The organism is Bacteroidota bacterium (assembly GCA_020402865.1).
Lineage (GTDB): Bacteria > Bacteroidota > Bacteroidia > Palsa-965 > Palsa-965.
Genome location: JADBYT010000028.1, coordinates 83,142 through 99,143 on the forward strand (window position 1 = coordinate 83,142; position 16,002 = coordinate 99,143).

15 protein-coding genes and 1 pseudogene are annotated in these 16,002 nt (G+C 44.9%); 12 read left to right on the plus strand and 4 right to left on the minus strand.

All coding sequences use genetic code 11. The features are described from left to right. Positions 1-48: 48 nt before the first annotated feature. Positions 49-1,407, minus strand: a complete 1,359-nt coding sequence (locus tag IM638_17560) for a gliding motility-associated C-terminal domain-containing protein (protein MCA6364845.1) — start codon at positions 1,405-1,407, stop codon at positions 49-51. A gap of 368 nt (positions 1,408-1,775) precedes the next feature. Next, the gene (locus IM638_17565) at positions 1,776-3,281 is read right to left on the minus strand and encodes a hypothetical protein (protein MCA6364846.1); all 1,506 of its coding nucleotides are present in this window, start codon (positions 3,279-3,281) and stop codon (positions 1,776-1,778) included. A 169-nt stretch (positions 3,282-3,450) separates the two neighbouring features. On the opposite strand from IM638_17565, the gene IM638_17570 reads away from it, so the two are divergent. The 10 genes and pseudogenes from IM638_17570 (at position 3,451) to IM638_17615 (ending at position 12,259) form a co-directional block, all read left to right on the plus strand. Then, positions 3,451-4,092: a WbqC family protein gene (locus IM638_17570; protein ID MCA6364847.1), complete on the plus strand. Its 642-nt coding sequence runs from the start codon at positions 3,451-3,453 to the stop codon at positions 4,090-4,092. A gap of 9 nt (positions 4,093-4,101) precedes the next feature. After that, positions 4,102-4,644, plus strand: a complete 543-nt coding sequence (locus IM638_17575) for a hypothetical protein (protein MCA6364848.1) — start codon at positions 4,102-4,104, stop codon at positions 4,642-4,644. Between the two features lie 93 nt (positions 4,645-4,737). After that, positions 4,738-6,366 carry an acyl-CoA carboxylase subunit beta gene (locus IM638_17580; protein ID MCA6364849.1) on the plus strand — a complete coding sequence of 543 codons (1,629 nt, stop codon included), beginning with the start codon at positions 4,738-4,740 and terminating at the stop codon, positions 6,364-6,366. A gap of 77 nt (positions 6,367-6,443) precedes the next feature. Further along, on the plus strand, positions 6,444-7,238 hold the full coding sequence (locus tag IM638_17585; GenBank protein ID MCA6364850.1) for a polyphosphate kinase: 795 nt from the start codon (positions 6,444-6,446) through the stop codon (positions 7,236-7,238). Beyond that, a complete protein-coding gene (locus IM638_17590; protein ID MCA6364851.1) occupies positions 7,235-7,639 on the plus strand; it encodes a RidA family protein in 405 nt (134 codons plus the stop codon). Before IM638_17585 ends, IM638_17590 begins: the two co-directional genes overlap by 4 nt. A gap of 262 nt (positions 7,640-7,901) precedes the next feature. Continuing rightward, positions 7,902-8,302: pseudogene (locus IM638_17595) on the plus strand (SMI1/KNR4 family protein). Between the two features lie 394 nt (positions 8,303-8,696). Beyond that, the gene (locus tag IM638_17600) at positions 8,697-9,017 is read left to right on the plus strand and encodes a helix-turn-helix transcriptional regulator (protein MCA6364852.1); all 321 of its coding nucleotides are present in this window, start codon (positions 8,697-8,699) and stop codon (positions 9,015-9,017) included. 34 nt (positions 9,018-9,051) lie between these two features. Beyond that, entirely contained in the window at positions 9,052-10,230 is a 1,179-nt protein-coding gene (locus IM638_17605; GenBank protein MCA6364853.1) for a DNA cytosine methyltransferase, read from the plus strand. Continuing rightward, positions 10,230-11,264, plus strand: a complete 1,035-nt coding sequence (locus IM638_17610) for a DNA cytosine methyltransferase (GenBank protein ID MCA6364854.1) — start codon at positions 10,230-10,232, stop codon at positions 11,262-11,264. The genes IM638_17605 and IM638_17610 overlap by 1 nt, the downstream gene beginning before the upstream one ends. Next, entirely contained in the window at positions 11,264-12,259 is a 996-nt protein-coding gene (locus IM638_17615) for an HNH endonuclease (GenBank protein ID MCA6364855.1), read from the plus strand. Before IM638_17610 ends, IM638_17615 begins: the two co-directional genes overlap by 1 nt. A gap of 149 nt (positions 12,260-12,408) precedes the next feature. Here IM638_17615 and IM638_17620 read toward each other — a convergent pair whose 3' ends face one another. Together IM638_17620 and IM638_17625 are read right to left on the minus strand one after the other, a co-directional pair. Beyond that, positions 12,409-13,086, minus strand: coding sequence for a T9SS type A sorting domain-containing protein (locus IM638_17620; protein ID MCA6364856.1), 678 nt, complete (start codon positions 13,084-13,086; stop codon positions 12,409-12,411). 156 nt (positions 13,087-13,242) lie between these two features. Further along, the gene (locus tag IM638_17625; protein ID MCA6364857.1) at positions 13,243-13,680 is read right to left on the minus strand and encodes an Hsp20/alpha crystallin family protein; all 438 of its coding nucleotides are present in this window, start codon (positions 13,678-13,680) and stop codon (positions 13,243-13,245) included. A 345-nt stretch (positions 13,681-14,025) separates the two neighbouring features. Here IM638_17625 and IM638_17630 point away from each other — a divergent pair, with 345 nt between their 5' ends. Both IM638_17630 and IM638_17635 read left to right on the plus strand, forming a co-directional pair. Further along, a complete protein-coding gene (locus IM638_17630; GenBank protein MCA6364858.1) occupies positions 14,026-14,853 on the plus strand; it encodes a UDP-2,3-diacylglucosamine diphosphatase in 828 nt (275 codons plus the stop codon). 3 nt (positions 14,854-14,856) lie between these two features. Further along, entirely contained in the window at positions 14,857-15,990 is a 1,134-nt protein-coding gene (locus IM638_17635) for a glycosyl transferase (GenBank protein MCA6364859.1), read from the plus strand. Positions 15,991-16,002: the final 12 nt, after the last annotated feature.

A 16,002-nucleotide genomic window follows, 5' to 3' on the forward strand; every position in this document is an offset into this window, starting at 1 on the left:
CAAACTGCTGAACATCACGGCCGCATTTTAAACAGCATTCAGGCACACCTAGCGCAAAATGTTAATGTGTCCGGTTTTTCGCACCACCCCTGAGTCGCTGCAGTCGGCTTTGTAATCAATTAAATATACATAAGTATCTTCCTGCACAATTTGCTGTTTATAGCGGGCGTCCCACACAAAAGCAGTATCGTATGATTCAAAGATCAGTTCTCCCCACCGGTTGAAAATGCGGATATGAAATTCCGTTAATCCTTCCCCCTTCACCTGAAACACGTCGTTCAGACCATCGTTGTTGGGTGTGATGGTGTTGGGCACATACACAATTCCGTTATAGATATCGCCGGTCACTTCAACGGTATCATAAAGTACACACGCACCTGTACTCACAGTTACCGCATAGTAGCCCGGAACTGTTATTTCAATCGTTTGCGAGGTATCGCCTGTTGACCACAAATAGGAAGCGCCCGGATTCTGCGCATTGAGCATGATCCCTCCTTCTCTGCCACAAAGGGAGCGTGTTCCACCCAGTTCAGGGTTCTCCGCTTCATATACTTGTATTGTATCCGAAACAGGACAGGCCGGATGAAAAGCCATTGAAACAACATAAACCCCGGCCTGAGAAACGGTAATGCTTTGCTGGGTGGAATTGGTATTCCACAAATAGGCAGCACCCTGATTTTGTGCATTAAGCACAAGGCTGTTTCCGGGACATAAAATTGTATCATTGCCCAGCACCGGCTGTGGTACAGGGTGAAAGCTGACTGTCACCGAATCGTTTTTGATGCACGAACCGTTAATAATTTGCAAGCTGTACACGCCGGAGCTGTTAACCGTAAGCGTTTGTGTGGTATCGCCGGTTGACCATACATAAGCGCCACTTTGATTACCGGGCGAGAGAAGCAGATTTTGTCCCTGGCATAAACTGGTATCCGGGCCAAGATTGAAGGAAGAGCCACAGCCTCCGGAAAAACCAATCATCGGGCGGGCTACACAACCGGTTGCCACTGCATCGGTATCAATAGTTGAAAACTGAGTAACCGTAGCGAGTGTGAGAAATGCATAATTACTCATTATAGTTCCGCTGTATCCCGAGAATGAGATTTGAACAGCCAGATTATCCGAAAAATTATAGCTGAACGGAACCTGAAGGGGAATGGGCGTCCAGTTGTTTGCCGGAATATTTTGCGCACCTGTATTGGGTGTGTATGTATAGGATGCGGCATTAAGCACAACCTGTGGCGCCCCCACATTGAAATTGCTGGCAAACGTATCAACAGCCAGAGAAAGGCTGGTATGCCCCAGCGTAATAACCAGATTGGTAAGGTTAACGGCAGAAGCAGTGGCAGTACCGCCATGACGAAACCAAATTGTATCAATAGTAAGCAGACCGTTTACGGGACTTACCATTGAAGCGATTTCGGATTGCGTATAAATGCTTAGTGTTTTCTGAAACTGACCAAAATAATTGACCGTTGGCGCTGCCGTAGCGGGTACGTGAAAATAATGTGGCGGCGTATTTTGCGCTGATAGTGAGCCTGAAATAAACAGACAAACGATCAGCGCTAAAAAACTACGCGCGTGCAAATGAGTGAAAAACCATTTTTTACGCATTGAAAAGTAATGTTGTTGTGTTGAGCAATTCAAAAGTAAGCAGCCCAAAATCCTGCACAACTATTTCTTTTTGAATCTCAACACTTAAAAAGCCATAAATCCAAAAACAAACAAATGAATAACAGACACTTACACTATACACCCATAACAACACAAACCTGAGTTTAAGCGCCAGATTCAAGATGTTGAACAATAGTTTGCCCACCAGCTTTTGCATGAAACCAAAGGGAAAAATCGAAATATAATTTGTGCCCCTCTGGCTTAAGTAACGCGGCCTGACTGGTTATGTATTCGCTGAATTTCTCTGGCGGGCAGGGGGCTGTTAATTGTTTTCTGGCAAAAAGAAGGAAATTTTGCTCAAACGCTAAATTTTCGAGAATTTCAGTGTACTTGTTTTTTATGGACGTGACCATTGACTGAACGAGCTCATAATTACCAAGTTCGTAATGTGTGATTAAAGTGAGCAGGCGCATGTACACACGAACAAGAACAGGTTTTACTTCATCATCCTGCGATCCGAATTTGAACGAAGTTTGTAATGCCCCTTTGTAATCGCCGTTGGCTAAATACAAATACATTAGGTTATACCAGTACACATCAGTCACTTTCATTCCTAAATCAGCAAACAATTCATTGGCATGAAGCTCTTGCTTTTTTACAACTTCGAGTCCGCGCTTATATTCACGGTTTGCCAGATAAACCTGCGGGGTTTGGATTTTTAAGCGGTAAATAAGACGAACAAGCATTGGCATGGGCTTACCGTCAAATACTTTATTCAAAAAAGTATCTATACGGATAAATTCATCTTCAATCTCCGGCACCTTTCCCACCATACTTAGAAGCATTACTTTCCGCCAATAAATCAGGGTAAGTAATTTATACCGAAAACGCAGATTTTTTTCGGATGTTTCTATCATGTCAATTTGCCGGTTTACATGGAGCAATGCCTTTTCAATGTCCTTTTCTATAAAGGCAATTGCCCCAAGTATCATTTCGCGTAGCTGGTAATTGGCATTGCTTCCGGGATATTTCCCTTCAATTTCGATGAATTTATTTTTAATGGACTCAAGTGCTTTATCCATTTTGGAAGTGCTTATTAATCCATTATGCTGCACCAGCATATTCAATTCATAATCAATCTTGTAATAATCAAGCTCTTCACTTGCCGCCTGTTGCAGGCGTTGTGTCTGCTCAAATAAAGTACTTATCTCCGATTCGTTTTTTAGCGTGGGAACGCTGTTTTTTATGCAATCAGTAAGTATGGCTGCTGCATAGGGATGTATATTATAATCATTGGCGGTATCTGCCGCTTTGAATAAAAATTTCTGCTGTTGTTCCTTTAGTTCCTTTTCACCAAGAAATTCGGCAAAAATTAACTGCTCAAAAACTTGTTTTAACGGCGAACTCATACTGGCATAACTAACTGATTCCAGTATCGCTCTGTATAACCGGGAACGAAGTATCGTTATGTTTTTTTCCAGTCCGGCAGCCTTAATTTTCTTTCCAAGTTTTTTCGGATCATATTCACTTAATGAATCATAGATATCAAATAGCTGCACATATTTCCCCTCCTTATCCGGTGTGCCCGGAGCAGCATCGCGTTTAAACTTTTGTTTTTCACCTTTACTTAACGAATGGATCAGGTCAAATAAATCGTCGCTCGTTTTCATGTTCAGGGGATTGAATGACCAAACTTACTCATATTTCTTTCGGACACGTTGATCAGTAAAAAACGTATTTGACAGGTATTTGAAAAATTCAACACCTCATCAATGGTTTTCTTTTCTGATACCAATGAACGCCGGAAATACGAATTAATCATACCCCTATCTTTGCGCCATGTATGCCCAGCCTGCCCTATTAAGTCTGACCGTTCTCGGCCCGGTACAGTGGTACAGCAAATGGCTGCTGCACGATGAAATCCGCATCGACATTGCCGAGCATTACGTAAAACAAACCTGGCGCAACCGTTATTGTACAGACGGAGCCAACGGCACACAAATGCTCAGCATCCCCGTTATGCTTCCGTCTTCGCACACGCCGGTTAAAGATGTGGTGATCGACGCGCATACGCAGTGGCCGCTGCAACACTGGCGCTCCATACAGTCGGCCTACGGAAAATCGGCCTATTGGGAATATTACGCCGATTACTTTGCGCCGTTTTACAAAACTCCGCTGCCGCACCGGCTCATCGACATCAGCCTGCCCCTGCTCGATCTTACTTTGCGTTTGCTCAAACTGAACACAAGCTACACGCTTACTGAAGCGTATGAAAAAGCGCCGGCGCAAGTAACGGATTACCGAACGGCCATCAGTCCGAAAATTCCGTTCGAAACCGATGCCGCTTTTCAGCCTCAGCACTACACACAGGTTTTTTCCGACCGGTTTCCCTTCCGCCCCAACCTTTCCATCATCGACCTGCTTTGCAACACCGGCCCCGCTGCAGCCGATTACCTTCGCCAGTCAATCATTACCCCCTAACATAAACACATGCACCCGGCCGAAATTCTTGCACAGGGACATTCCAAAGCCTTAGCCACACAGGTGGTGAAATGGGTTGGAAATGATGCGAAACGTTTTTCCGAACTCGTTTCGCTTTTCCTCGGAAAAGACCTGCGCATCAGTCAGCGCGCGGCCATGTCGGTAATGTGGTGTGCCGATGCGCACCCTGAACTGATAAAACCCTGGCTGGGCAAATTCATTGAGCGGCTGGGCAAAGCAGGCAATCACAGCGCCATAGACCGCAACATTGTGCGCATACTGCAGTTTGTGCCGGTTCCCGAAAAACACCAGGGCAAACTGGCCGAAAAATGCTTCGGCTTTTTGCAGGCGGCCGAAACACCAATTGCCGTGCGGGCTTTTTCAATGACTGTATTGTTTAATCTGGTAAAACAATACCCCGAAATGGCCGACGAGCTGGAGCTGCTGCTGCGCGAATGGTTGCCCAACGCATCAGCCGGAGAAGCCAACCGCGCGGGTAAAATTCTTGTGCAGATTGAAAAACTCAGGCAGAAACACATTAAAGACCGGTGAGGATTGTGAAAAAGCCCGCGTGTATCGTGGCGGGAAATGTATCTTTATGCTCCAATTTAAAACAGGAATATGTCATCAGCCACTACCGATAAAATAGATATTGAATTTAACCGCAACGAAGACGCGCTTAAGCTGCTCATTTCGGCCATGGAACAGCGTTTTCAGAAGGTTGCGCTGGGCGGCGGCAAAAGCCGTATCGAAAAACAGCACGAGCAGGGCAAACTCACCGCGCGTGAGCGTATTGATTACCTGCTCGACAAAGATTCGCCGCGCATTGAAATTGGTGCGTTTGCCGGCGAAGATATGTATGCCGAACACGGCGGCTGCCCGTCGGGCGGCGTGGTGGTAATGATTGGCTACGTAAAAAAACAGCAGTGCATTGTAGTAGCCAACGACGCTACCGTGAAAGCGGGCGCATGGTTCCCCATTACCGGCAAAAAGAACCTGCGTGCGCAGGAAATTGCCATTGAAAACCGCCTGCCCATTATTTACCTCGTGGACAGCGCGGGCGTGTATCTGCCCATGCAGGACGAGATTTTCCCCGACAAGGAAAACTTCGGCCGCATTTTCCGAAACAACGCCATCATGTCGGCCGAAGGCATTCTGCAAATTGCAGCCATCATGGGCTCGTGCGTGGCGGGAGGCGCTTACCTGCCCATTATGAGCGACGAAGCTATGATTGTGGACAAAACCGGCACCATTTTCCTCGCCGGCTCCTACTTAGTAAAAGCCGCCATTGGCGAAAGCATCGACAATGAAACACTGGGCGGCGCCACCACGCATTGCGAAGTATCGGGCGTAACCGATTACAAGTGCAAAGACGATAAAGACTGCCTCGACCGCATCCGCAACATCATGGACAAGGTGGGCGCCACGAATAAAGCCGGTTTCAGCCGCACCGAAGCCAAACTTCCGAAGCTCGACCCGAAAGAAATTTTCGGCATCCTGCCCGATACCCGCGACAAAGCCTACGACATGCGCGAAATCATCAATCGCCTTGTGGACGATTCGTCGTTTGAAGAATACAAGGAGCTGTACGGGCAAACCATACTCTGCGGCCTTGCGCGCATTGATGGCTGGGCGGTGGGCATTGTGGCCAACCAGCGTAAAGTGGTGAAAAGCAAGAAAGGCGAAATGCAGTTTGGCGGCGTAATTTATTCCGACTCGGCCGACAAAGCTGCACGGTTCATTATGAACTGCAACCAGAAGAAAATTCCGCTGGTATTTTTGCAGGATGCCACCGGCTTTATGGTTGGTTCGCGTTCTGAGCAGGGCGGCATTATTAAGGATGGCGCCAAATTAGTAAACGCGATGAGCAATTCGGTGGTGCCCAAATTTACGGTAATCATCGGCAATTCGTTTGGTGCGGCCAACTATGCCATGTGCGGCAAGGCTTACGATCCGCGTCTGATTGTGGGCTGGCCTACGGCACAGATTGCGGTAATGGGCGGGTCGCAGGCGGCCAAAACACTGCTTCAGATTCAGGTAAGCACGCTCAAAGCCAAAGGACAGGAGCTTTCGAAAGAAGATGAAGATGCCATGTTCGAGAAAATCCGCTCACGCTACGAGGCGCAGATGTCGCCCTATTACGCGGCTGCGCGGCTTTGGGTGGACGCCATCATTCACCCGCTCGATACGCGGAAATGGATTTCGATGGGCATTGAAGCCGCCAACAATGCGCCCATTACCAAACGTTACAATGTAGGCGTAATTCAAACCTGAGTTCATACCACGGAGCAGCAAAAGCCTGCTCCGTTTTTCATTCACCGCATTCATACATCACACCATACACTTTACCCATGAAAAAACAATTTGCAGAAACCCGCGCACCTAAAAATCTCGACAAGGAAAAAGCCAAACAGCAAACCGGAAAATGGGTGGAAGAAATTGGCGAATTGCAGAAGATTTTCCACGCACAGGGCAAATACAGTTTGCTGATTGTGCTGCAGGGGCTGGATGCGTCGGGCAAAGACGGACTGATTGGTAAAGTGTTTGACGCCGTAAACCCGCTGGGCTGCACCGTAAAAGCCTTTAAAGCGCCCACGCCCGAAGAACGTGCGCACGATTTCCTCTGGCGTGTGCATCAGGCCACACCGGCGGCGGGCATGATACAGATTTTCAACCGCTCGCATTACGAAGATGTGCTGGTGCCGTGGGTAGAAGGATGGATTGATGAAAAAACGCTGCTCAAACGCTACAAAGCCATCAACAATTTCGAAGAGCTGCTGGCCGATAACAATACTGTGGTGCTGAAATTCATGCTCAACGTATCGCGCGAGGAGCAGAAAGAACGCCTGATGGAGCGCCGCACCGATCCCACCAAATTCTGGAAACACAGCGACGGCGACTGGGAAACCGCCAAAAAATACGATGCCTACATGCAGGCCTACGCGCGCCTCACCGAAGCCTGCAGCAAAACCGAATGGACCATTGTACCGGCCGATCAGAACTGGTATAAGGAATATGTGGTAGCCGGTAAAATAGCCGAAACCCTGCGCAAACTTCCGCTCCAATGGCCTGCACTGCAAAGCAGCCTGCCCGCCGTAAAACCGGCCCCGGCGGCAGGCACACAAAGCAAAAAGAAGGCAAAATGAAACGGCAGCTCATTACAGACGGCGTGCCCTGGGAAAGCCTTGCAGGCTACTCGCGCGCGGTGCGTGTAGGCAACCTTGTAGAAGTAGCCGGCACCACAGCCTTTGCCGATGGCAAGGTGGTAGCCCCCGGCGATATGTATGCACAAACACGCTTTGCGCTGCAAAAGATAGAACGCGCCCTGCAGCAGGCCGGTGCCTCGCTGGCCGATGTGGTGCGCACGCGCATGTATGTAACGGATATTTCGCGCTGGGAGGAAGCCGCGCGTGCGCATGGTGAGTTTTTTGGGGAGATACGCCCGGCCACTACGATGGTGGAGGTGAGTAAGCTGATTGATGCGGAGATGTTGGTGGAGATTGAGGCTACGGCGGTTGGGGGGGGATTTTTTGGGGTGAGGTTGTAACCGTTGAGAGCGTTTTTTTATGCGTATTTGTGTAGTAATATTGGAAGATATATGGAATGCGTTATAGGCGTATTATGTGCCCGAACCAATGTATTACACTGGTTTTCTGATGGTTATTTAGCCTGGAGCGTTATGTTGGATTGGGGTGGTGTTGCGTATATTTGGGAGTTAGGGGCAATATCACAGACACGAAAGTATGGACTGGAAAGAATTCATAACAAGACTGGACTTAACTGACAAAACCTCAAGTTTTGATTTTAAGTTGCCCGCATCGGACGACTTACTTGGAGACCTGCAAACACAATTTGGACTTCAGGAACTTCCTAGAGAACTTGAAGAATTATATAGACAAACAAATGGAGTTGACGAATTGCTAGGCGGACAAAAGATTGGTGAACTCATTTGGACAATAAGCAGAGTAATTGAGACAAACAAAGAGTACAGGAGCTATTCTGACTTTAAAGAACTTTACATGTCTTTTGACCAGCTTTTTTTTTTTCAGACGCAGGCAATGGAGACTTATTCGGTTTTGTAACTCTTAATGGAAAGTTTGACCGTTACGACATTTTTGTATGGAATCATGAAACGGATAGCAGGTCTTGGGTAGCACCAGACCTGACAACATTCATAAAATGGTGGACAAATGGAACAATCAAAGTTTGATAAAAATACAGCCGCTAACAAGGGGTTTGCAATAGCGGGGGGGCCGTGCTTCGCAGACACATTTGTGCAAGGCGGAAGTTCAGTTCTACTAATTAAGTTTAGTGTTAATTAAACCCGCCATTGCCCCCCAGAAACGTTAGCGGTAACCCTAAAAGACGACACGAAAAAAGAAAACAAACAGTAAAAGGGCAGACAAAATGCCAACCCTTCGCAAAATTAAAAGGGCGGCAAGCCGAAACACAAACCAACGCTTTTGAAGCACATTTAATTTTGCCCAACCGCACCCAAGCCACCACAAGTGAATAGTTATCAAAAGTGTTAATAAAGTTTTATAATAAAGCTTGGCTAAAAGATCTTTAGATGTATATTTGGACAATACTTGTCAAGGCACAATATGTCCAAGATAAATAACACATCGTTCGGAGAATACATTAAGCAATTAAGGGAAAACAAACATCTTCCTTTAAGAAAAATTGCTGCTGAACTTGACATTGACACTTCAACTCTGAGTAAAATTGAAAAAAATGAACGGAATGCAAGCGACCATATCATAGAACGACTTTCAGAGATATTTGAAATAGACAAAGGAGAATTGAAAGTTCGTTACTTAAGTGATAAAATCACATATCAACTTTTAGAGGAAGAGGATGGGATTGAAATCTTGAAAGTTGCCGAACAAAAAATAAAATACTATAAGAAAAATGATAAGCACTAAAACCATTCAATACAAGTTACCCAAAGAATCTTTAATGCTTGTCCAAGAACCACAGATTAGATTATTTGAGGACGAGTTTAAAATATCTTCCAAAAAAGAGTTTATCGGTATAGAATTCAATCATCGTGGTTATACCGTTAACGACAAAATTGATTTGATAATAGATAGTAAAATTCAAACTATTGGTTTCTTTTCAGGTGCTGGTGGCCTTGATATAGGTTCACAACTTGCAGGGGCGAAAGTGATTTCTAGTTTAGATTTTGACAGAGATAGCGTGGCAACAATGAAAGCAAATAAATATTTCGCCCACTCTACTCACTTTCACAAGGACATTAAAGAAATGTATTCCAAGGATTATAATAAAATTATAAAGGCAAATAATCCTGAAAAACTAATCCTTGTTGGAGGTCCCCCTTGTCAACCATTTTCAAAGGCCGGTTATTGGGTGACACATAAAAATAGACTTGGAAGTGAAGACCCAAGAAATATGATAGGACAATACTTAAGAATAGTTGAAGAACTTCAGCCTGACGGATTCTTGCTTGAAAATGTAGAAAGTCTTTTGCATCCCAAAAACGCACAAGCAGTAACAGATTTAAAAGAAGCAATTGATAAACTAGGGTATAAATTTATTGTTTATCGTGCTGACGCTTTAGATTTTGGTGTGCCGCAAAAAAGAAAAAGAGTTTTCTTTATTGCTTCAAGAAAAGGCATTGTGGGAGAACCAATAAAAACTCACGGTGATGAATTAGAAATATTAGTAAATAAAAAATTGTTACCGCACGAAAGAGTTATTGATTGGATTGGGAAATTTGATTCAGATAAATACTTTGAAGCTGAAGAATTAACCAAAGGAAAAACTTACGATGAAGAATTAAAGCAAATACCACCTGGTCAAAATTATTTTGCTCTAACCGAAAGAAGCGGACATCCAAACCCAAAATTTGAAGCAAATAAGCGATTTTGGAATTTCCTATTAAAACTCCATCCAAATCAACCATCTTGGACTATTGCTGCTCAACCCGGTCCTTGGGTTGGTCCATTTCATTGGAATAATAGAAGATTAAGAGTTCCCGAAAGTGCTGCTATCCAAACATTCCCTGAAGACTACCATTTTGTAGGGACTAGGCGTTCAATACAAAAACAAATTGGCAACGCTGTTCCATCCCTATTAGGTAAAGCAATTGTTAAACATTTAATTTCTAATATTTAATGAAGCCAAAAATTGTAAGTATATTTTCGGGAGTTGGTGGTATTGATTTCGGATTTGAAAAAGCAGGATTTGAAACAGTTTTTGCATCTGATATTTGGGATAAAGCTTGTGAATCATTAAAAGCCAACTTCCCAAATTCAGAGATTGTTTGTGACACAATTGAGAATGTTGATTTTAAAAAAATTAAAATGAAACATAAAATCATTGATGGTTTAGTGGGAGGTCCTCCTTGTCCTCCTTTCTCTAAATCTCGATTTTATCGTAAAGAAAAAGAAAGAGGTATTGATGATGAAGATGGTTTTATGACAGTTTCAAATTACTTTAGAGCAGTCGAAGAATTAAATCCAAAGTTTTTCTTTTTTGAAAATGTCCACGGATTTGTTTTTAAACCACATCAGACAGCTTTGGAATTGGTCGAAAAAGAAAGTGAAAGACTAGGGTATAAAATATTTCACAATGTTCTTAATGCTGCTGACTTCGGTGTCCCACAAACAAGACAACGTTTTATTTGCATTGGTGTAAAGAAAACGATGAAGGATTTCAAATTTCCTAAGCAAACGCATTCTGACCCAGCAAAACCAACAAAAGGAACAAAACCGTGGGTGACTTGTGGCGATATCTTAAATGATATAGATTTTGACTCTCCAGAGGACAGTAAAATGTTAGCAGGTTCAAAACATAAGGACCTATTAAAATTAGTTCCACCAGGAGACAATTATTTATTTTTCACAAAAGAGAGAAACCATCCAAAACCCATTTTCAAATGGCGTTCAAGATATTGGTCTTTCTTATTAAAACTATCACCCGAAAGACCTTCTTGGACGATTCAAGCCAGTCACTCGAATAATATGGGTCCATTTCATTGGAAAAATAGATTTTTGAGAATTGAAGAAATAAAAAGAATTCAATCATTTGAAGATAAACATATATTCTTAGGCTCATATAAAGAGCAATGGAGACAGATTGGTAATGCTGTCCCACCTTTATTAGCTTATAGAATTGCGAATGAAATTAAAAAACAATATTTTAAATAATGAGCGTAAGAAACACCATAATCTTAAATCATTCAGACTTAAAGTATTTGCTGATTGATAGTTTGCGTTTGTATTCAGATAATGTAGTATTCATTGATGGAAACAATCCATACCGCTTTTCAATTAACAAAAAGACATTTTATGTCTTAATCAAGAATGTTCACGAATCTGGTGACGGTAGAGGCAATCAAGATGAGTGTAGAATTCAAGTTGCGAAAACAGGCAATTTTAATGATGCCCTGAATTCAAGAATAGATGTAATTGTCCTTGGTTATTTTGCAGATGAAAAAGTTTTCACAGCTTGGAATCCATATTTAATGAGGGACCGATTTAATCAGAAACAGACAATCTCTTTATATTCAAGATTTTCCGTTCAAATACATGCAGCTAAAAATAAAATAGCCACATATCGGGATACTAACGGACAATCAGTAATCAGTTTTTTACCAGACTATCTTGGACTCTATTTGGAGAACTTATCAAACATCCATTTGCTACCAGACGATGAATTATTAGCACTCGTGAATGAATCAGACTCTTTGAATTCAAATAATCAAGACGGCTTTGCAGACTTTCCTGAGGGACATTTAACAATTACACATACAAGGTATAAACGCGACCCAAGATTTAAATCTATAGTTTACGCTGCTTACGACAACCGTTGTGCTATGTGCGGAATTCAGTTGGAATTAATTGAAGCTGCTCATATTGTTCCACATTCACACGAAAGAGGAACTGACGACATTGGTAATGGTATTAGCCTATGTGCATTACATCACACAGCTTATGACCGTTCCTTGATATATTTTGATAACGAATTTAATATTTTGATAAACAATAGTAAAATGGAATACTTAGAGAAAGTTGGGCTTGATTCAGGTTTTCGGAAGTTTCAATCACTTGCCTTCGACAAAATACAAATGCCGACAAATCACACATTAAGACCAAACATTGAAAATATAAACATAGCAAATCATATAAGAGGAATAGTTTAGCCAATGCATTTGGGGGCATATTTATATTTTTACTAACGCACAGACCAACGCTAAAATCCCCTGAAGCCTCCCCCAAAAAAACACCCCACCCAAACCAACTATTTCGCACAAAGCAAAGAAAAGCCCTGATTCCCCCCCCCAAAAAAAAATCACTCCTTCACAAACTTCACCACTACCCTATCCCCCGCCCCGCTCACAAAATTCATCGCATACACACCGGCCTCCAGCATGCCCACATTAATCTGCAGCAGCGCATCAGCCGCAGAAACAGCCTGTGTATGCACCATTCGCCCTGCCACATCGGTTACGGTAAGCAGGCCGTTTTGTGCGGTGGTAAACTGCACATTCAGCACATCGTGCGCGGGCGAGGGCCAGCAGTTGAATGCGGCGGTGTTTTGCCCGTGTACGGAGGCCAGCACATCCACCACAAAGCGGATATCGGTAAACGCGGCGGGCTGGCGGGTGTCGAACAAACGCACCACCACATCGCCAATGCCGCTGTTGCCGTAGGGATAAATGTGAATATAGACCAGATCACTGTCGCCGGGCAGGATGTTCCAGCTTGCACTGTCGTCGGGAATGGAGAAGCAGTAGTATTCTGTGCATACCGATGAGCGCCACCAGCCGGGAATGTTTTCCTGGGCACGCACCCAGCGCATGGGAAGTGTATCGGCTGTGGTGTTGTAAAATTTCACATAGCCCGACACAATGTCGGTGGCCTGGGCCGGGCCGCTGAAATAAACTACGGTATCGGCCACGGTAAAAGTTTGCGCGCGCAGGCCGGCGGCCAGAAGCAAAATTCCGAAGCAAAGCAGTAGTTTTTTCATACCCAAATATAGCTAAACCCGGCCAAACGCAAACAGAAAAGGCTGCCTGCCTGCGCTTTTCATGCACACACAAACAGCCTTGAAATGCCGGGCAAACTGCCGCCAACCAACCCCAAAGTTAAACGGCAGCCTGCTTGCGGCTGAAGATGCTGCGAATTACAGCACCTGAATGGTTTTGGCAGCCACTGCCGGAGCCGCCTCGCGCTTGGGCAGTTCGAGCAGGAGAATGCCGTTTTTGTAGGTGGCGTTTACTGCATCTTCGTTTACCTTGTCTTTGGGCAAACGGAAACTGCGGCTGAACGAACCGTAGCGATACTCGATGCGGGTGTAGTTTTTCTCCTTCTCGTTTGTTTCGGTTTTGTGTTCGGCCGACACGGTGAGCACGTTGTTTTCAATGTTCACCTTAAAATCGTCCTTCTCGAAACCGGGCGCGTTAAATGAAAGATGAATTGACTTTTCATCCTCACTCACATTTACCGCAGGCATGAACGAAGCCTGATCAGTTCCGAAAAATGAATCGTTAAGGACAGATGAAAAAGGCATGCCGAAGAAAACAGCGTTGCGGCGAACGGGAGCAAATTTTGTGTTATACATGGTTTTGTTGTTTTTAAGTTAGTCGTATTTTATTGCCGGATTATTTTAACCGACGCACACACTTATTCAATTTCAATACCATTTCGTAAAACACTGATTTTCAAAGACAAAATGTCATTTTTGATCTATTCAAGCTGACATAATTTCAGTTTTCTCATCATCAACCTGACATTCTTTCAGTATATCCATTTAAACAGTTTAAGAAAACTATTTACGTGCGCTTAACCCGGCTTTACACACGGGTAACTGCGTGGTAAGTATTTGCATGCACGATGGTGATGCAAGCATGATGTGATGTTTACGCGGAGCACACATTAACAAAGAATATTTGCAAAACCAAAAGCCGTGAGTAAAACATCCTACCGCACCATTGTGCTTTCCGATCTGCACTTAGGCACATCGGCCTCGAAAGCAAAAGAAGTTTGTCGTTTTCTGCGCCACCACAAATGCGAAACGCTTATTCTGAACGGCGATATTATTGACGGCTGGCAGCTGCGCAAATCGGGTGTGTGGAAGAAAAAACACACGCGCTTTTTCCGCATGGTGCTTAAGCGTGCGGGCAAAGGCACGGAAGTTATTTACGTACGCGGCAACCACGATGATTTTCTGGATGAAGTGCTGCCGTTCAGGCTGGGCAATTTTTCGATTGTACGCGATCATGTCTATGAGTCGAACGGCAAACGCTACTTTGTAGTGCACGGCGATATTTTTGATACCGTAACCACCAAGCTGAAATGGATTGCCAAGCTGGGCGATGTGGGCTACACGTTTTTGTTGTGGCTGAATAAACACTATAACCGCTGGCGCGAAAAGCGGGGTAAACCTTATTACTCACTTTCGCAGGTGGTGAAAGCAAAAGTAAAAGGTGCGGTTTCGTTTATTTCTGATTTTGAAGAGCAGCTGTGCGAAGTGGCGCGGATAAAAAATTGCGACGGGGTTATTTGCGGACACATTCACACCCCCGCCGATAAATACATCAAAAACATTCACTACCTCAACTCCGGCGACTGGGTGGAATCGCTTACCGCCCTTGTGGAGACGCATGAAGGCGAATGGAAACTCATCTACTACGCCGACTGGATACACACCCTTGCGCCAGAAAAGCCGCAAAGCAATCAGGCCGCGGCCGATTTTTCTCCACTTACACCTTTTACATCCTTGCAAACAGCATAACCCATGCGCGTATTCTTTATTATTCAGGGCGAGGGGCGCGGCCACCTTACGCAGGCATTGGCCATGCAGCAACTCCTGCACGAAAAAGGCATTGAAGTATGCGGCGCCGTAGTAGGCAGCAACAAAAACCGGCAAATCCCCGAATTTTTCAGCCGGCGCATGCAGCCTGTTACCGTAACGCTGCTGCCCAGTCCGAACTTTGTGAAATGGAAAAACCGCGGCATCAATCTTTCCGGCACTGCGTGGCAAACCATTACCCATTTGCGCCGCTACCGCCGCAGTGTAAAACTGCTCGATGCACTCATCCGCAGCACACAGCCCGATTTAATTATCAACTTCTACGAACCGCTTTCGGCATTGTGGAAATTCCGCTACCGCGGTAAAGTGCCTGTGGTGTCTGTTGCGCACCAGTACATGATGCTGCACAAACGCTTTGCACATCCGAAAGGGCATTGGCTCGACAGGCAAATACTGAACGGCTACACACGTTTTACGGCCTATGGTTCATCGGCCATGCTCGGACTTTCGTTTTACCCCATGTCTGACGATGTGTCGAAAAAACTGTTTACCGTGCCGCCGCTGCTGCGGCCCGAAGTGGTGAAACAGCATGCCAGCCGGGGCAATCATTTTCTGGTGTATATGGTTAATGCGGGCTATCTGAATGATGTGGCCAAATGGCACAGCACACATACCGAACTCGAGTTTCATGTATTTACCGACCGCAAACAGGAAGCCGAAACCGAAATGCTGCACGAGAATTTTTATGTGCATACACTCAGCGACGTGAAGTTTCTGAAATACATGTCGTCGTGCAGCGGACTCATCACCACAGCCGGTTTCGAATCGGTGTGTGAGGCAATGTATCTGGGCAAGCCGGTGTTTATGATTCCGGTAGAATATCATTTCGAGCAGTTCTGCAACTCGCGCGATGCGCACAAGGCCGGTGCAGGCATTTACAGCACGAAATACGATATTGAACGGTTTCTGAAATGGCTTCCCTCCTACACGTCGCGTTCGGGCGAGTTTAAGGAATGGGCCACACAGGCCGATCACCTTATCGGCAATCATATCCTGCGCATTCTTCACACACACCAGCAAACGGCCACCGGCATTCGCCCGGGTGCTGCCGAGGTTTAAACTAACTTCTAT